General features: G+C 59.8%; 19 protein-coding genes. 7 read left to right on the plus strand and 12 right to left on the minus strand.

Annotation, left to right across the window (positions count from 1 at the left end):
• Positions 1-74: 74 nt before the first annotated feature.
• The 4 genes from NKI73_RS21925 to NKI73_RS21940 all read right to left on the minus strand — a co-directional run bounded on the left by NKI73_RS21925 (position 75) and on the right by NKI73_RS21940 (position 3,171).
• Entirely contained in the window at positions 75-1,370 is a 1,296-nt protein-coding gene (locus NKI73_RS21925) for a DUF2130 domain-containing protein (RefSeq protein WP_352632971.1), read from the minus strand.
• Positions 1,371-1,536: 166 nt separating this feature from the next.
• Positions 1,537-2,124 carry a DUF309 domain-containing protein gene (locus tag NKI73_RS21930; RefSeq protein WP_352632972.1) on the minus strand — a complete coding sequence of 196 codons (588 nt, stop codon included), beginning with the start codon at positions 2,122-2,124 and terminating at the stop codon, positions 1,537-1,539.
• A gap of 269 nt (positions 2,125-2,393) precedes the next feature.
• Complete coding sequence (locus tag NKI73_RS21935) at positions 2,394-2,606, minus strand: hypothetical protein (RefSeq protein WP_031193926.1); 213 nt, start codon at positions 2,604-2,606, stop codon at positions 2,394-2,396.
• 160 nt (positions 2,607-2,766) lie between these two features.
• Positions 2,767-3,171: a hypothetical protein gene (locus NKI73_RS21940; protein ID WP_155924271.1), complete on the minus strand. Its 405-nt coding sequence runs from the start codon at positions 3,169-3,171 to the stop codon at positions 2,767-2,769.
• Positions 3,172-3,505: 334 nt separating this feature from the next.
• Between NKI73_RS21940 and NKI73_RS21945 the strand changes: the two genes are divergently transcribed.
• Both NKI73_RS21945 and NKI73_RS21950 read left to right on the plus strand, forming a co-directional pair.
• Positions 3,506-3,892 carry a hypothetical protein gene (locus tag NKI73_RS21945; protein WP_502909583.1) on the plus strand — a complete coding sequence of 129 codons (387 nt, stop codon included), beginning with the start codon at positions 3,506-3,508 and terminating at the stop codon, positions 3,890-3,892.
• Between the two features lie 330 nt (positions 3,893-4,222).
• A complete protein-coding gene (locus NKI73_RS21950) occupies positions 4,223-7,066 on the plus strand; it encodes a valine--tRNA ligase (protein ID WP_352632974.1) in 2,844 nt (947 codons plus the stop codon).
• Between the two features lie 278 nt (positions 7,067-7,344).
• Here NKI73_RS21950 and NKI73_RS21955 read toward each other — a convergent pair whose 3' ends face one another.
• Entirely contained in the window at positions 7,345-9,000 is a 1,656-nt protein-coding gene (locus NKI73_RS21955; protein ID WP_502909581.1) for an MFS transporter, read from the minus strand.
• A gap of 329 nt (positions 9,001-9,329) precedes the next feature.
• On the opposite strand from NKI73_RS21955, the gene NKI73_RS21960 reads away from it, so the two are divergent.
• Together NKI73_RS21960 and NKI73_RS21965 are read left to right on the plus strand one after the other, a co-directional pair.
• On the plus strand, positions 9,330-9,602 hold the full coding sequence (locus NKI73_RS21960) for a hypothetical protein (protein WP_352632975.1): 273 nt from the start codon (positions 9,330-9,332) through the stop codon (positions 9,600-9,602).
• A 503-nt stretch (positions 9,603-10,105) separates the two neighbouring features.
• Positions 10,106-10,330 (plus strand): hypothetical protein, encoded by a 225-nt coding sequence (locus NKI73_RS21965; protein ID WP_352632976.1) that lies wholly within the window; start codon positions 10,106-10,108, stop codon positions 10,328-10,330.
• A 134-nt stretch (positions 10,331-10,464) separates the two neighbouring features.
• Here the strand turns inward: NKI73_RS21965 and NKI73_RS21970 are convergent, their stop codons facing one another.
• Both NKI73_RS21970 and NKI73_RS21975 read right to left on the minus strand, forming a co-directional pair.
• The gene (locus NKI73_RS21970; RefSeq protein ID WP_352632977.1) at positions 10,465-11,172 is read right to left on the minus strand and encodes a phosphotransferase enzyme family protein; all 708 of its coding nucleotides are present in this window, start codon (positions 11,170-11,172) and stop codon (positions 10,465-10,467) included.
• Positions 11,117-11,380 carry a hypothetical protein gene (locus NKI73_RS21975; protein ID WP_352632978.1) on the minus strand — a complete coding sequence of 88 codons (264 nt, stop codon included), beginning with the start codon at positions 11,378-11,380 and terminating at the stop codon, positions 11,117-11,119. The genes NKI73_RS21970 and NKI73_RS21975 overlap by 56 nt, the downstream gene beginning before the upstream one ends.
• 225 nt (positions 11,381-11,605) lie before the next feature.
• Between NKI73_RS21975 and NKI73_RS21980 the strand changes: the two genes are divergently transcribed.
• The gene (locus NKI73_RS21980; RefSeq protein ID WP_352632979.1) at positions 11,606-11,794 is read left to right on the plus strand and encodes a hypothetical protein; all 189 of its coding nucleotides are present in this window, start codon (positions 11,606-11,608) and stop codon (positions 11,792-11,794) included.
• 215 nt (positions 11,795-12,009) lie between these two features.
• Here the strand turns inward: NKI73_RS21980 and NKI73_RS21985 are convergent, their stop codons facing one another.
• From NKI73_RS21985 to NKI73_RS21995, 3 genes are all read right to left on the minus strand, one after another.
• Positions 12,010-12,282: a WGR domain-containing protein gene (locus tag NKI73_RS21985; RefSeq protein ID WP_023819768.1), complete on the minus strand. Its 273-nt coding sequence runs from the start codon at positions 12,280-12,282 to the stop codon at positions 12,010-12,012.
• A gap of 211 nt (positions 12,283-12,493) precedes the next feature.
• Positions 12,494-12,835, minus strand: a complete 342-nt coding sequence (locus NKI73_RS21990) for a hypothetical protein (RefSeq protein ID WP_352632980.1) — start codon at positions 12,833-12,835, stop codon at positions 12,494-12,496.
• A complete protein-coding gene (locus NKI73_RS21995; protein WP_352616720.1) occupies positions 12,832-13,524 on the minus strand; it encodes a nucleotide-binding protein in 693 nt (230 codons plus the stop codon). Before NKI73_RS21995 ends, NKI73_RS21990 begins: the two co-directional genes overlap by 4 nt.
• A gap of 325 nt (positions 13,525-13,849) precedes the next feature.
• On the opposite strand from NKI73_RS21995, the gene NKI73_RS22000 reads away from it, so the two are divergent.
• Complete coding sequence (locus tag NKI73_RS22000; protein WP_352549330.1) at positions 13,850-14,260, plus strand: hypothetical protein; 411 nt, start codon at positions 13,850-13,852, stop codon at positions 14,258-14,260.
• Entirely contained in the window at positions 14,257-16,527 is a 2,271-nt protein-coding gene (locus tag NKI73_RS22005; RefSeq protein ID WP_352632981.1) for a relaxase/mobilization nuclease domain-containing protein, read from the plus strand. Before NKI73_RS22000 ends, NKI73_RS22005 begins: the two co-directional genes overlap by 4 nt.
• Positions 16,528-16,660: 133 nt before the next feature.
• Here NKI73_RS22005 and NKI73_RS22010 read toward each other — a convergent pair whose 3' ends face one another.
• Positions 16,661-16,942, minus strand: a complete 282-nt coding sequence (locus tag NKI73_RS22010) for a helix-turn-helix domain-containing protein (protein ID WP_352549326.1) — start codon at positions 16,940-16,942, stop codon at positions 16,661-16,663.
• Positions 16,939-17,262, minus strand: a complete 324-nt coding sequence (locus NKI73_RS22015) for a type II toxin-antitoxin system RelE/ParE family toxin (RefSeq protein WP_027054595.1) — start codon at positions 17,260-17,262, stop codon at positions 16,939-16,941. Before NKI73_RS22015 ends, NKI73_RS22010 begins: the two co-directional genes overlap by 4 nt.
• Positions 17,263-17,275: the final 13 nt, after the last annotated feature.

A 17,275-nucleotide genomic window follows, 5' to 3' on the forward strand; every position in this document is an offset into this window, starting at 1 on the left:
GTCTTCTGGTGGCGTCTCAGTTGGGCTCAGTCGTTTTGAGGAGTCCTGATCGCCTTGGCCGACCTGAAGGTCTCCTATTCAGTTTCAGGCGAAGAGGCTTCAAGCGCCAGCACATCCAGCCCCTCAATCTCCTGCATCACTTTTCCGGCGATACCCTGCAAGTCACCATACATGCCGACAGTCGACTCGATCACCCCTTGGATCTGCGCCTCGCGCTTGGCCCACAGGCGTGTTGTGACCTTGCGTTCCTTGGCGAGGTCCTCCTGCATATCCGAGAATTTCTCCACGATCGCCTCGACACGGTGGCGGAAGCGCGGACCGGTCAGATAGCCGTAGACCTGTTCCATTTTGGTGGCCTGGCCGTCCTGGGCGAGGCGGGAGTTGGCAAGCTCGATCAGGGATTGCCGAAGCATGATGGCGATCGGGATCGCACACTTGGGATGGGCGACATAAACTCCGTCCACAAGATCGAAGGTTTCCACGCCGGGAGGCAACGCTTCCGAGATCATCAGCGCAATATCCGCTTTCGCGGCTCGTTGATCTCCTCTGAGTTTCCCAAGCCAGCCGTGGCTCCAGTTCTTGGTGCGTTTCGATTCCCATAAAATGGCGCCGCATGGCTGGCCGGCGGGTCCGACCACGCGGTGCAGGACATCTCCGCCGAACTCGCCCTTGGCGACCGGTTCGATGGTGTCCATCGGGAACCGGCTGGCAATGAGGGACTCGAGCTCAAGCTCGAGGACCTCGCCCTGCAGCTGCTGAGAACCCTGTTCCGCACGGCGCTTCAGCTCCTCGATCTGACGCTGCATGCCGGCGATCTGTTCTTCTTTTTCGGCAACCTTCATTTTGAGCCCGTCTTCGGCTTCGGACCTCGCCTTTACGCGAACGGCGTCCAATCCTTCCTGGATCTTCCTTTCGATGGTCAGCGCCATCTCGCGCTTTTCATCGTCAAGCGCACGCTGCTGTTTGAGGAATTCCGCCTGTTGCTGCTGGGCCTCGGCGAGCTTTTCGTCGCGCGCCTTCAACGTCGCCTCCAGCTCGGCAAGCTTGTTATCCCTGTCCTCCAGATCTACCGAAAGCAGCAATTTTGCCTTGCGGGCTTCCTCGACAGCGATTGCGGCACGCTCAAGCTTGATTTGCTCAGCCACCTGGTTGCCGATGTCCTCTTTGGCGGCGTCGATCGCGGCCCGCTCACGTTTAAGCTCTTCCTCCCGGGCCGCCATGGACGCGTTGCTCTGCTCCAAACGCCGTTCATAGTCCTCGCGAGTCGCGGCAATCAGCGGCGCCGCGAGCGACTCGTTGAGCTTGATCTCCGTTTTGCAGCTTGGGCAGCTGATTGTCGGTTCATTGAGAATCCTGGGCTGCACAGTCATTTGGCGCGCTGACTCACTGAGGGCTGATGTAGTTTCAGACTATATATTACCGCTCTTTTTTGGAAAAGAACAAAGAGCGAACAAGGGTGTTATCCCCAGCGTAAGGACGGAACGCCGATTTCGTCGTCGAATTCCCGGCAAAACGGCACGGTGAATCCGCCGTCTTCTACGAATGACTGTTTCTCTTTTGCGATCTGATCGGCATTCCGCCGGAACGTGACCCGAGAATGAAATCAAACACGGCTTGAGGCTGACCCAGCGCTGTCGCCTGCAAGGCTGCCGGAATCCTTGCTGCGGCTTCGGCCTGTTCGGCAAGCATGGTGAGTGACATGCCGAGCGCGCATTCGAAGGCGCGATCCGGCGCGTTCATCAGCCGACGAAGGAGCGCCGCGGCGCGTCCGGCATGACGCACCGCCGCCGCATGCTTGCCCTCGCGGATCTTCACGCCGGCCGCCGATAACAGGATCAATCCCTTGAAGAGCATCCGAAGCGGAGCGCCTCGATCTGCAACCTGCCAAAGACCTTCCCAAGCCTCATGGGCTTCCCAGTAATAGCCATGATTGAAGAGGTCGATACCCCAGAGGAACATGTCCGAGTCAAGCGACGCCTCTTCAGCAATCTGAATTGCTTCGCTGTGATAGCTGTGTCCTGCAGGATCGCGCACGGGATGCGGCTGCCGGCCGGGAAGATACGCATAGGACGGAAAATTCTTTTCCGGTAGCCAGCGCGGGCGCAACGTCGAACTAATAGCCATCAAAGACGCATTTTGTCACTTGGCAATCAATTACGATAGAGGTGATTTGGCCGCGACGGGCGGAGCCCGCAGGCCGGTCGCCCCTCGTCCGGTACTATGGAACAGGAACCCCTTGCGGGTTGTCTCCAGGCAGTCTCGTGTGCCTGCGCGTCTGCCGCCCAGCGCAGCTTGAAAGGGTGCTCCCGACCGAGCGGCGTCAGACGGCTGGCCTTGTGACAGCCCCGACGCACAGCCCGGCGTACCGCGCGGCAACTTCGAGAGCATCTCATCTAACCCCCACATTTTTCCGCTATTCCGGCGATACATTCCTCGAGACGCTCCAGGCGGAATTTCGCAATGCGAAGTTCGTTCCCGGCTTCGAAACGTCGATGGCGTCCCTGAGGTGTGGTCGCAATGAGGTTGCGCTCAAGTTCGGCAATGTGCGCACGCACCTGTTGGGCATCGTCCTGACGCAACGCCTTGATCCATCCACGCCCGCGCATCAGTCTTCCTGCCAGTACCCCGAAAGTCATGCCCGAGTTATGCCACCGAGACCCTAATTTGCGGCAAGCCGAAACAGTCGAAATTTAACTTCCGCTGACGCGATTATATTTTGACAAGGCGTTCATCCGGTGGAACGGGACCAGGTTCGGTGAAGAACCTCTACCGGCCTTGCTCGATTGAACTCGTGCCCTTGGGCGCGAAGAAACACGTCCATCTGAACCTCTGGTAGGCCTCGAACTTCATATGCGGAATGATCGTTCGATAGAACGTCATCAATCGCTCACAGAGATGATAGTGATCATCGGGGGAGGCTTGGACACGCTCCCTAGGGATAAACCACTCTGGCTCTTGTGGCTCATTCAGATATGAAGGGCGAGGCAGGCTGACGTAATAGCCGTCTTTCGTCTCCCTGACATCGCGAGGGTCTATGGGATGGCAATCTTTGTTGCCGCAGCAATCATAGAGCAGGACCGGGTCTTTTTTGCCGGTATACCAGTCGTGAGCATCCGCATTGCCAGTTAAGACAAGCCACGCCAGCGCGATACGTCTTCGTGGCTGTCTCATGACACCCCCCACATGCCGCATAGCATATATTAGCGAAGTCTAATTGTCATCCTGGAGCCGCATGCGGTCGAAGCCGCGAATGGGTTTGTCAAATACTTAATCGCCTCCGCTCATGCGAGGAAAACGAAACAGTCCGGCAAGAGAGGGTGGCGACAGGATTGTCGCGGGCCTTGATGCGAGGGCATGTCGAGCAGTTCTTTCTCTCAGCCGCAGGCAAGACGGTGCTTTCGCGCCGAGGCGTGCCCCATGAAAGGGCCGGAGAGTTGGGTTGGTATGTGGATAATCAGCGCTAGTGTCTTGCCGATTGCGCCAGCCGGCGCGCACTCTCGCCGCCATGGTGGCGGAGCATGTTGAATTGGCCTTGTTTGAGCAGTCGCTCGGCAATATCGAGGGCCTCAATCGACCGTTCTGTGATCGTGTGGCTGACGCTGCGGAAAAAACCGCAGGGTCGGTTCTGTTCGATGTTCGCGTCGACGGCGATGTCTGCGTACAGCGGATGGCTGCGATTGGATATGGCGTAACCGGCACTGCGATAATCGTGATGGAGAAGAACGGACAACTTAGATGCGCATCGATCAACGAAGATACCGCGCTTTTGGTGGCGGAATTGGCTGCCTGGAATGCGTCTCCGCTGCGTGAGCAAGCGAGGGTTGACCACCGCGCAACGGCCAGCATCCTGCTAGCCAAGCTTCGGAACTCAGGTCACTTCGCCCGTTTCTAGGCGGCTCGGCGCTGCTCGTATCCGGCGGCCAAATGGCTCCTCGGCTCACACAAGACCCGACGGCGATATAAGCGCACGCTGAATAGGCCATGTAGTCCAAGGTCTCCCGATGGTGTTGATTGTGGAGCGGCGGCGGCGTCGCTTCGATTGAGGATAGCCCGAATCTGGCTGACCTTTCAGGCAGGAGCGTGTTATGCGACCTCGCCTTTCACGCCCCGCCAGCGGGTCGTTCAATCCACTTGGTCAACGTAGCCTAATCGCGTACCAAGAACTCGTGCTCATCGGCGCGCCTTGGTGCACCAAAAATGCCAGAGAAGAAAATTCCCCAAAATGCTCGACAAAACCTATGATGCCGCCACGGTCGAACCGAAGATCGCCCAAAAATGGGATGAGGCAGACGCTTTTCGCGCCGGTGCGAACGCCAGGCCGGGCGCGGAAACCTTCACGATCGTGATCCCCCCGCCGAACGTCACCGGTTCGTTGCACATGGGGCATGCGCTGAACAACACGCTGCAGGACATCATGGTGCGGTTCGAGCGCATGCGCGGCAAGGATGTGCTCTGGCAGCCGGGCATGGATCATGCCGGCATCGCCACGCAGATGGTGGTTGAGCGACGCCTGGCCGAAAAGCAGCAGCCGGATCGCCATAGCATGGGCCGCGAAGCCTTCATCGAGAAGGTGTGGGAGTGGAAGGCGGAATCGGGCGGTGTGATCTTCAAGCAGCTCAAGCGTCTCGGCGCATCCTGCGACTGGTCGCGCGAGCGCTTCACCATGGACGAGGGTCTGTCGAAGGCCGTTCTGGAGGTCTTCGTCACGCTCTACAGGCAAGGCCTGATCTATCGCGACAAGCGACTGGTCAACTGGGATCCGAAGATGCTGACCGCGATTTCGGATATCGAAGTCGAACAGCATGAGGTTCACGGGAACCTGTGGTATCTGCGCTACCCACTGGAGCCAGGCATCACCTACCAGCACCCGGTTGCTTTCGACGAAGACGGCGAGCCCACGGAGTGGGAGATGCGCGACTATCTCGTCGTCGCCACCACCCGTCCTGAGACGATGCTCGGCGATACCGGCGTTGCGGTCCATCCGGATGACGAGCGCTACAAGGCAATCATCGGCAAGCACGTCATCCTGCCGATCATCGGCCGCCGCATCCCGATCGTCGCCGACCAGTATCCGGATCCGACAGCCGGAACGGGCGCGGTGAAGATGACCCCGGCGCATGACTTCAACGACTTCGAGGTCGGCAAGCGGCGCGGCCTGCGTGTCGTCAACGTCCTGACGCCTGATGCGCGCATCACCATCAAGGACAATGAGGATTTCCTCGAAGGTCTCGATCGTCCCGCCGCCCTGCATGGCGCCTGGGATGAACTGGAAGGCAAGGACCGTTTCGAGGCTCGCAAGATCATCGTGCGCATCTTCGAAGAGGCAGGCCTGATGGACAAGGTCGAGCCGCATAAGCATACGGTCCCGCATGGCGACCGCGGCGGCGTGCCGATCGAGCCCAGGCTGACGGAACAGTGGTTCGTCGACAACAAGACTTTGGGGAAGCCTGCCCTGGAATCGGTGCGCGAAGGAAGAACCAGGTTCGTACCGCGCAACTGGGAGAACACCTATTTCAACTGGCTGGAAAACATAGAGCCGTGGTGCATTTCCCGCCAGCTTTGGTGGGGTCACCAGATTCCGGCGTGGTACGGGCCCGACGGGCGCGTCTTTGTCGAGAAGACCGAGGAAGAGGCGCTGCAGGCGGCGATCGAATATTATCTGGCGCTGGAAGGGCCGTGGAAGGCCTGGGTCGAGGACAAGCTCGAGAACTTCAAGCTGGGCGAAATCCTGACCCGTGACGAAGACGTGCTCGACACCTGGTTCTCGTCGGCGTTGTGGCCGTTCTCGACGCTCGGCTGGCCGGATCAAGCGCCGGAACTTGCACGCTACTATCCGACCAACGTGCTCGTCACCGGCTTCGATATCATTCCCTTCTGGGTCGTTCGCATGATGCAGATGGGCCTGCACTTCATGAAGGACGAGAATGGCAGACCTATCGAGCCTTTCGAGACGGTCTATATCCATGCGCTGGTGCGCGACAAGAACGGGCAGAAGATGTCGAAGTCGAAAGGCAACGTCATCGATCCGCTCGATCTCATCGACGAATACGGCGCCGACGCGTTGCGTTTCACCCTGACGGTGATGGCGGCGCAAGGCCGTGACGTGAAGCTCGATCCGGCGCGCATCGCCGGCTATCGCAACTTTGGCACCAAGCTGTGGAATGCGACGCGCTTTGCCGAGATGAACGAAGTCGCACGCAACGACGGTTTCTGGCTGAACGACGCCAAGCTGGCGGTCAACCGCTGGATCCTGACCGAGCTGACGCGCGCCGCGCGCGAGATCACCGACGGCATTACCTCATACCGCTTCAACGAGGCGGCGGGTGCCGCATACCGCTTCGTCTGGAACCTGTTCTGCGACTGGTACCTGGAACTGCTGAAGCCGGTGTTCATGGGCGCGGACGAGGCGGCCAAGGCCGAGAGCCGCGCCTGCGTCGCCTTCGTGCTCGACGAAATCTACAAGCTGCTGCATCCGATGATGCCGTTCATGACCGAGGAGCTGTGGGCGCAGACGGCCGGCGAGGGCAAGGAGCGCTCCTCGCTGCTATGCCATGCGGCCTGGCCGTCGCCGGACTTCGAGGACGCGCAAGCGGCCGCCGACATCAACTGGCTGGTCGACCTCGTCTCCGGCATTCGCTCCGTGCGCTCGGAGATGAACGTGCCGCCGGCGGCAATCGCGCCGCTGGTCGTGGTCGGCGCCAATGATTTGACCCGGGAACGGTTGGCGCGCGAGGAGTCCGCGATCAAGCGGCTGGCGCGGGTCGGCGACATCTCGCTCACCGATGTCGCGCCAAAGGGTTCGGCGCAGATCGTGCTCAACGAGGCGACGATCTGCCTGCCGCTTGGCAGCCTGATCGACCTATCTGCCGAAAAGGCGCGTCTCGAGAAGGCGATTGCAAAAACCGAGCAGGAGACCGCTCGTATTTGCGGCAAGCTTTCGAACGAAAAGTTCGTTGCCAACGCAAATCCAGATGTGGTGGCCGCCGAACGTGAGCGTCTCGGCGATCTGAAGGGACAAAATGCCAGCCTCAAGCTTGCGCTGGCCCGGATCAGCGACGCGGGCTGAGGAAGACGCTAAATTCAAAAGTTGGCACGCGGCGATAGTCGCGTGCTGTTGCAGTCTCAGGCTCCGCCAGCACAGGAACAGCGGTTTTCCTTAGTTTGTCTGCGGCGGCTTGGCTGTCGATGCTCTTCAAGGCAGGGGCCGATCGATCGCACTCGCAGCCTATTGTTCTTCTCCGCCACTGACCATCGAATCTTGGAGGATCGTCCGCCTCCGCCCCGCACCATTTGAGCGCGACAGGTAAGCGATCGCTGATGCCCCAGATATGTGCAGGCCGGGGTTCAATGACGGGGATGGCGAAAAACTGAGTGCTCGGGCTTGCGGGCCGAGCTTGTCGGCCGCTCGATGGAAAGTGTCATCTGAGGCGGGGACTCTGCCGCGTGCAGCTGGAAGACTCGTTCGTCCAGTTCCTTGTCTACTTCCGTGAGACGATGATTGAGGCGAAGGTAGTCTGTCCAGGTCGGCGTGCGGAATGTTTCTGTCCATTGCATAGGCTTCTGCAGGTTGCGCTGGAGCGTCCAGTTCCGCGCACCGACGCGGCTGTGTACATGACGCCGCTGCCGCATGAGGTCGAGGAAGGCCTCGAGATTTCTCTCGGCTATCAGATATTCGACCTTGACCACGATCGGGCCGCTCCTCGGCTTCAAATTGAGAGCGACAGCTGGGGCGTCGAATTCGCCCAAAGGATCGGGTTCGGAGTCGCGGCGCTCGCGAAGAGGAAACAGAACGCCGGCTGCGGCGACGAGCAACAGGGCTCCAGCGGAGCCCTCCAGCGCCCAAGTCAGGGAATGGTTCTGGGAAACCGTGCCCCACACCCAGCTGCCGAGCGCGATGCCACCATCAATCAAGGCATAGTAGATCGAGATTGTGCGCCCCACGACCCAGCGCGGGCTCGCCAGCTGCACGCTCACACCGACCCCGGACCAGGCGGTCACCCAACCGGCGCCGCCCAAGGCAAGTGCAATTGCCGCCACCGCAATCGAGGATGTCATTGCCAGGAAGAGAGAGCACGCCGCGCAGGCGACGCAGGAGAGCCTCATCAGCCTTTCTTGCGACAAGCTCCGTCTGAACAGGCTGTTGGAGAGGCCGGCGAAGACGGCACCCGTCCCGAAGCCGGCCATGAGCGCGCCATAGGCGAGCGGGCCTCCTCCCAACTGGTCGCGGACAACCACCGGCAGCAGCGCGAGTATGGCGATGCTCGCCAAGCCAAAGAGGGTTCCGCGCGCGATCGCCGCCTTGATTTCCGATGACATCGCAGTGAAGCGCAGTCCATCATAGATCGCCGTCCTCATCGGCTCACGCGGCAGAGGCGAAGAACGAACCTTCCACTTGCAGCGCCATATGGTGGCCAGAGGGACCAGGTAGGTGAGCGTGGTCACGGCGAAAGCCGTCATAAGCCCAAACGAAGCAACCACGATGCCGCCGAGTGCCGGGCCCACGGTCCGGACGGTGTTGAAGCCAACAGAAAGCAGGGTGACGGCTGCGGGAACATCGCGTCGGTCCACGATATCGCCGACAGATGCTTGCCAGGCGGGATCGTTGAGAGCGCCACCAGATGCGATCAAAAAGCTGAAGCCGAGGATCATCCACGGATTGACAAAGCCCAGCGCCACGGACGCGGTCAGCATCGCGGACGCCATCACCATAAGGCACCGACCCGCGAACATGACCCGGCGCCGGCTGAAATTGTCGGCGAGAACTCCGGCGAACACGGACAAAATGAAAGCGGGCAGGTTCGATGAAGCCTGCACCAGCGCAACCATCAAATCGGAAGTCGAGATTGTTGCCATCAGCCAACTGATGGCGACAGTCTGCATCAACCAGCCGAGACTTGAGACCTGCGTCGCGAGCCAGATCGAACGAAAGGTCGGCTGCATGAGGGGCGCAAATGTCGTCGGCGCAGCCAAATCTTCGTTTGATCCAGCCACCCTACTCATTTTGCGAACCTTTGCTTTCCGTTATTGTCGTTTCCCATGTAATCTCGACTGAACCGTGGCGGCTGACAAAATTGAGACAGAAACTGTTTTGCCTTCGGCGAATGCGGCCACAGTTCCATCTGACCAGTTTTGCGGCGGAGACGCAGACTTGAGCCGGCTCACTCTCCTTCGAAGACATCACCTGGGTGAAGCCCGGATTCATGCTTGTTGTTTGACGCAGCATGCTTCATCAACAGGCACTTCGTGAGACGCGACCATGTTCTTTCGTTGAAAACTCACTCACCAACGGCGTTCGATGCGTTGAGTGTGGCTTGGGAGAGTGAGGACGCTTGCAGATCTTTGACAGGATCGATTCACTGATAGACGCAGGCGATTGTCGGGCCGCGATCGAAGAGGCGCGCGCCTTGCTACTTCAATTCGAACAAAGGTCCGATGCGCTCACACATGCGATCGACGACTTTCTGCTCGATCTCATGACACTGGCTTTCATTGTTGAATGTTATGGACGCGGCTTTGAACTTCTGGCGCGAACGCTTGCCCGAAGAAGACTGGCAAAGGTCAGGCTTTTGTCGGAAGGGGTCAATTCTGCCAGGGAGAAATGACACCCAAAGCTTGCTGGCTGAACCGGCGATCGCGCCGCGTTCCACACAGTGACGAAGGCAATCAACGACGTTCGGCCGCCAAAAAAATAGGGCCATCGGTAAACCGAGGCCCTTTAGGTGTGAAGGTCAAAACCTTCAGAGGGGAACAGCTGATACGATGGAATGGGAGGAAACCATCGCGTGCATCAGCTGTAGGCTTAATGGCTAAAAGTTGTGCAATGCGCAAACACGTTTTGTGCAATGCAGCTATGCAAGAACGGAGAGGGTCCCTCTCCACCCCCAAAATTTGCGCTTGGAATGTTTGTGCTGCTCGCAGGTGCTGATGAGGGAGATCCTGACGCTCGTGCACCTCCGGCAGGAGCAGAGACGATCATCGCTCGATCGGCGGTTTCGATCTCGAATGTGAGGGTCAGCGCTTCGGCGGGGAGCTACCGTTACAGCACCATGCCGATGCGGACCGGCGTGGGATTACGATATCGAGCTCCCCACGACCGTGAGGCCGCTTGGGCCGTCCCGCCCTCGAGCCCGCCCTCGACGATCTAGAGGGTGAACGGGAGCGCTTGCGCCAGCTTTTTGCCCATGCGCCCGCAGGCTCGCGTCATACCAGTCGCGTGATAGTGGTGACTTTTGCGTTCACCGGCGATCTGGCCGCGAAGCGTCGTCAATTCGCCGAGGTGGAGGCAACCGACATCGATCGCGATGACGAAGGCGAGGTCACTTGTACGTAGGGCGCTTCCGATAGCGGATGAATTTCGCTCGGGTTTGGACGGCTCGAATTACTCATTGTGCGATCCAACTTCCGCGTCGCGAAAATTCCCAGTATTGTTTCAGATGATAAGCTGACGTTTGCTACGCATCAAACTTAGGAGTGCTGCGACAGCGCGAATACGTTCATCGCCCTTTCAAACATTTCAGTCCACAAGTTATCGGTCAACGCACAATAGCGCGCGAGAAACAGCAGCGAGCGAGCTTCAGCAAGGGCAATGAAAAGGGGCAACACGTCGAGTTCAATCTTGGACAACGGGCGGATCTTTTCATATCCGGATATCAATGAAGCGACCATCTCACCGGAATTGGGGCTTTCGGCGCGCGCTGAGTGCCATGCCGCCGTGCCGAGGTCGAGAACAAGAGGGCCGTGCCCAAAATCATCAAAATCGAAAAAGTGGACCTTCCCCTGGTGAACGCGAGTATTGCCTGGCCAGGCATCGCCGTGACACAGGCCGGCTGGAAGGGAGTGCAACTCAGATCGCCGCAAGCATGCCAGGTAGTCGTGCTCAATCACTCCCGAGACTTCGCGGCTCTCAAGGATGGGAGAAAGTGCCAGCAACGTATCTTGGACTATCGCTATCGGCTCAAGGCTTCGGATGTCTCCGCCAATGGCGGTTGGCATAGCCAGGTGCAGGTGCGCGATGGACGCTCCAAACTGCGCCATACCAGCAGGTGTAAGCTCGATCGGGTCCCCTTCGACACTTTCGAAAAGGCAGGCATGACGAAGGCCACCACCACATGCCAATTCAAGGATATGGGCGGATCTGTCGGCCGTGGCGACAGGTCGGCTTACACCCCACATCCGCGCGGTCAGGAAACTGCGTCAGCAGGGTTACCTCGGCAATGATGTGCGAAAGGGGCCTTCCCGATGCGCGGTAGAGCCGTAAATAGAAATACTTCTGCCCCGCACGTGCCCGATAAGTACGATTCACGCCGTCAACAACCGATTCAATGGCGTCAAAACGGAGCAAGTATTGGGAAGAGAGCCAATCCTTGTCGATATCGATCATAGGCTCCAAATACACATTTGGTCCCAATGTCGCAAAAATCCGAAGCCATCATCCGGCTGGGTGCTCCAATGTATCGCCACCAACGCCGGATGACGATAATCCCGGCCAGTGCGATGAGGACGATACCCAGCACTGAAGCCGTAATCATCGCTGATTCCTCGATACAAGCCGGAGTCGTGGTCGCTGGAGACCGGGCGTCTTTGCCGGATCGGGCAAGCCGCTTGTGTGCCCGCCGCCATCCTGACCTATCCTGACAGACAAAAAGATCAAAGCCAGAACGGTGGCGACGGTGGCATAGCGGAACAGGGATCGTGCCAGAACATGGCGGGAACATTTTTGGCCCAGCGCATCAGTGAAGTTCGCATGCGCGATGTCGTCACCATGCTGGTCGAGGGCAGAGTGGCTGCCGGGTGAATTGTCGAACGTCTCAACGGTTCGCCGAGAATTTCGTCGTGCTCCGGACGATCTTCGCTGTCGACTCCACCCGACCTATCGCCTCACAAGTGCCCGCCGACATCTTGCCACGGTGTCAAGATCGCTGACTTCCCACTGGCGACATCGCGCCCGCGCCCGGTACACGAAGCGACTTTGTTCCAAAAAATGGCTCCCGTCGCTCTACCGGCTACCTGTCAAGACGGGATCGCTTCTGCGCGTCGGGCGGATCGCGGCTGATAGCCGCGCATCCGCTTGGCGCGCAGCAGCTCGAGGAAAAGGGCGACGGCTTCGCCCTCGGTATCAAAGGAGTGCTGTACCGTGCGGCCGGTGGTTCCGATCCGGCCCCAACGCCGGACCAGGCAGGTCTGGCCGAACAGGGTCTCCTCGATCGACAGTGCATAGAAGCGCGCCATGTTCCGATCCGCGTCGCGGCGTTCGATACAGAGGCGATAGAGCTGCGCGATCATTGCGGACAGAATCGCGCAGCCGGACGCGCGCGTCCAATGAATGGTTTGAATCAGCGGACGCGGATCGATTCACTCTGGTGATGGATGGAACCGAACGTCAGTCGTTCAGCACCGTCTTTGATGGCCTTCCCGAAGAGATGTAGCCAATCCTCGTTGGGCCATAGTCCTGGGCGGTCGGTCGTACGAAAATCGACGCTGATAGCGCGTCTGGCTACTTCGGCTGCCCGGCAAGGAATTCCGTTATCAGGCCCTGCACCACCTCCTGCATGGTTGTTCTGTTGCGCGCGCAATGGACCTGCAGCTCGATCATCTGCGAGACCGGAATGCGTGTGTGCAGCCGGGCTGTCTCGCCGTCTGCCTTCGGCCTTTCGAGCTTCGCTTTCGCCGCTCTGGCAGACTGGGTTCTCGTCTGCTGCTCCAGGTTGTCGGCTTCGCTGATGCTGGATTCCACTATGGCAGCCATGTTGCGCGAGAACGGATCATCCGAACGGGCGCGCGGTTTCAAGGCAGGCAGCGGCAATTGGTTTGCGGTCCGATCGTTTTTCTCGTTCATTGCGGGGTGGCTCCGTTCAGTTTGCGGATGATCTCGGCGGTCAGGGCATTCGTCTGGTCGCGAGCGTCCTCGACGGCCTTGTTCACAGGCTGGACTTCGTAAAGCGTCCCGGCGGTTGCGATTGAGGCGAAGGTCGGCCGTTGCGACAAAAAGGTCTCAAGCACGCTGGCGTCGGCCTGCCGCAGCAGCTGGATCGCCGTGCGGAAGGCCATCGTGTTGTGTTCGATCCCTGAAACCATGTTGAGCATCACCGCGTAGGGAATTTCGCGGTGGCGCCCGCCAAGTGAGCGGATGTGCCGGATCAGACCGAGGCATTGCTTGACATCGAAGACGTGCGCTTTCGTCGGAATCAGCACGAAGTCGGCGTTGGCGACGGCCGGGCCGAGTGCAGCCACGGCCGTGCCTTGGACGTCGACCAGCAGCAGGTCCTCGGCGTCGGATTGCGCCAGGCGATCGATCAGGTCGTCGGTCGAGCTGATGGGGATGACGTCGATGTTTGAAAGCGCGTACCCGGCGCGGCGACTGTTTTTGCTCCACTCCAGCGCTGACAGTTGCGGATCGGTGTCGAGCACCGTCACCCGATGACCGGCGGCGGCGAATTCGCCCGCGAGCAGGATGGTGGTCATGGTCTTGCCGACCCCGCCTTTGGGAGAGGCCACTGTGATTTGCACCGCGCGTTGTTCCGGCATTGTTTTTTCCCAATGTTGCGTCACTTTGGCGTCAAGGCGCATAGGCGATTTGGCGCCAAAGCGACCTTCTTGCATTATGACTATGCGCCGATGCAACAAAGTGCCGAGGCGCATAAGTGCCTGTGTGATAATATGAATTTGCACATCGGTGCAATGTCCCAGGATGCATGATCGGCTCTGCATTAATGTATCAGTGAGTCAGTATAATGTTTCATATTGAATTGACAAGATACGCAATTTGGGTCCAAATTGGCTGAGCAGGTCGTCGCTTCGCTTCGACCTGGACCGTCTTCGACGTGAGGCCCATCCGCCATAGCGAGGAATTTTGGACACCAGCGCCGCCCACAAGGACACCCGAAAGCGCTCCCGGATCGATATTGGGCCGGAGGCGGGCGCGCTCCTGGATGAGGCCTGCAAGGTGTTCCAGCTTGACCGAGCGGAGACGTTGCGGCGCATTATCCGGGCCAGCCTGGATGTCGGTCCCGCTCTGTCAGCTGAGAATTCACGCACTGTCGCGGCGTTGGCCTCACAAGTTCGGATGGTCGGCCGAAACCTCAGCCAGCTTCTCCATGCCATTCATTCCGGCCACGCTGCCCCCATGGAGGCGGCGTTGCCGATATGGGAAGCGCTGGATGAGAGGGTGAAAGCTGTCGACGCCGAATTGACGGCGATGACGATCGCCCATGGCCTGAAACTTCGGAAGGCGGCGCATCTGATGGATGGTGAGGGCGCGTGAACCTCGACCAGTCTTCCATACAAGCCATAGCCGATCGGATTCGCGCGAGCGCGGCTTTTGAAGAAGAGAACCGCAAGCGCCGGCGTCGGGCACTGTTGTCCTTTTCTGGAAATGACGATGATGGGTTGTTCAAGACGGTTCGCGGCCGGAAGGGGGAGGGCGGTCTCGTGGCAAGCCAGCCACCGGAACCGGCCGTGCCGCGCTCGTCTCCCGGGGAGCTGGAGCCGCCGCGCGGTAAAGCCGGGCGCCTTAACCTCGCCCTGTCGGCGAAGCAGCGGAAGCTCGCCGGCGGACCTGCGCCGAGGGCCGCTGCCGACAGGCTGGCGGCCGGGTATCAGCCGGCCGTTCTGAAGGTGATTTCCTACGGGCATGGCGTCACAAGGGCAGCCGCCATCGGTCAATATATCCAGAAGGAGGGTGTCGCGCTCGAGACGCATGACGCGCGTATCCTGGCAACGCAGGAAGCTGTTGCCGATGAAATGAAACAGTGGGGCAAGGGTTTCGACAAGCGGCGGGAGAGCGAGGATGTGGCGACGTTTCGGCTTTCGCTGGCAGGGCAGGAGAATGCCGAGCGCCTTTCACAGGCAGTTCAGGCAGGTTTCGCCGGCCACGGTTTCGCCTATCGTATCGACACACTGCAGGACGGATCGAGCATCGCGCGCGTCGTCGCGACCATGGCCGGACACAGCGTCGTGCGGGGTGAGAACGGGGACGACAAGGTGAAGCATCGGTTTCACTTTTCGGATCGACGCCAGCAGGATCGCCAGTTCTCGGCACCGACCCGGGCCACGATCGCCTCGCGGATCTCCGAGGCGCTTGGGGTCAAGGAGGATACCGTTTCGGTGAAGCCAATTGGGGAGCCCAGCCACGGCAAAGCCGGTGTCGTGTTCCAGCTCGCGCGCCTTAACCATGACGGAGCGGCGATCGGCGCCGACGGCGCCGCGATCGCGTCTGAGGAGGCGGTTCGGCAGACCGCGCAGTCCTGGGACAAGACCCTGAATTCCTACAAGCCTCGCGATACCATGCACATGATCCTGTCGGCCAAGGCGGGCGAGGACAGGCAAGCTCTGGTAAGGGCCGCACGTGGGTTCCTGCATGAGCAGTTCCCCAATCACAAATTCGCCTTCGGCATGCATGCCGATATGGCGGAGGAGGGCGGCCATATTCATGTCCATGCCATCGTCGCCGTGAAGGGTGAGGACGGTGAGCGATTGCGACCAGGTCCGGCCCAGCTTCGCGAATGGCGCGCGCTCTATGCCCAGCACGCACAAGCGCAGGGCATGAAAATCGTCGCGACTTCCGCGGCCTATCGAGCGTCATCACAAAGCTATGGTCCGCGCGACAAGGCGATTGTGGCCACGGCCGAAAAGCCGCGGCCGGGCAGGGAGGCGCGTGACCGCGCCTACGCCCGTGCAAACCCGCACGTCATCGAGAAAGCCCGCCAGCGGATCGACTACGCGAGGGCCAACCCGATAAAGATTCCGATTTCGGCGCGCCAGCTGCAGGCCACCGAGGCAAGCCTTCGGGACTGGCACTCGGTTGCTGCTTCCCGGCCGGATAACGCGATAGCGAGTCAATTCATTGATCGGATGACGCAAGCTTCCCGATCCGGTACTGTTGTGGTTGCTATTCGAGATGGAAAGGGTGTTCAAATGAGTTCAGATGCCACCGCGGACCAGATGCGGGAAAACCTAAAACAGATCAACGAGACCGTTAACAAGACAGCGGCCATGATGAACGGCCAGACGAAAGCGGAGTTCTTACGGCGCGCGGCGCCCACCATGGAACTGCTTGCGATCCGGACGGATCTCAAATCGCTGCAGGAAGGTGGCGTCACGCATGTCAGCGAAGACCAGGCCCATCGGATTGCCGGCGCGCGCGCCGAAGCTTTGGTCCATCGCGCCCAGGAGATCGAGGCCGCTGAGCGGCTTGAGGCCGATCGCGCTCGCGAGATCCGTAATCGCGCCATCGAGCAGGAGATCCGCGACGAACGAGCCGGATCGGCTGATCCGACCTCGCTTGAGCAGGTTGCGCAAGACCGCGAAATGGTGCGCAACGCCGAAAGCATCGCTGCGAAGGAAGCCCGCGAGGCACAAGCCGCAAGCGAAGCCGCGCGTTCATTGGCGCAGAATCCTAACGAGCGGCTTGATCCCGAGATCGTCAAAGGCGAACGGCTCGAAGAACTGCAGCGCCTGCAGTCGAGGAGCATCAACACCGCTCCAGTCGAAGGCGAAGAGCCGGATTCACAAAAGCCGCAAAAGCAGTAGTTGCCTCGTCATGCACCACTGCGTGGGCTCGTTGTTCCCTAAGCCGGGCTCTGGCAGCGGCTCCGTTCGGCACACGCTCGCGTCCAAACGCAAGATGTGCTCCGAGGAAAGACGAGGATTAGACACCTCGTGATTATGCAACCTCCTTCACCCGGATTTCTATTTCCAGGTGAGCGGAGGCGGCGATGTTGACGAGCGCGTCAAGCGAGAACTTGGCGAGCTTACCGCGCAGCAGATCATTGACACGAGGGCGCGTCAGGCCGAGCCGCTTGGCGGCTTCCTCCTGGGGAATGCCCCAACGCTGGACTGCCTTACGGATTTCGTAGAGCAGCGCCGAGCGCGCCTTGAGGTTTGCTGCCTCCTGTTCGGTGTCCGCCAGGGCGTCCCAGACGTTATCATAGATTTCTACGTTCATCGTTCTGCCTTCCATCGTTTTAGCCGTTGAGCCGCCAGATCGAGGTCTTTCTTGGATGTGGCCTGTGTCTTCTTCTGGAACGCATGAAGCACCAAAACGCGGTCCTCCAGCGTTGCCAGATAGATGACGCGGAACGCTCCCGATGCCTCCCGGACCCTGATTTCCCTGACACCGGCCCCCACGATCTGCATAGGCTTCCAGTCGTCGGGATCGTCGCCGCGCTGGACAAGTTCGAGCTGCCAGCCGGCCTCTATCCGCGCATCGTCAGGAAACGCTCGAACATCCGCCCTACTGCTTCCAAGCCATTCAATCACCTTCATCGGGGTGCACTGT

The sequence above is a fragment of the Mesorhizobium sp. M0496 genome, assembly GCF_040321205.1.
GTDB lineage: Bacteria > Pseudomonadota > Alphaproteobacteria > Rhizobiales > Rhizobiaceae > Mesorhizobium.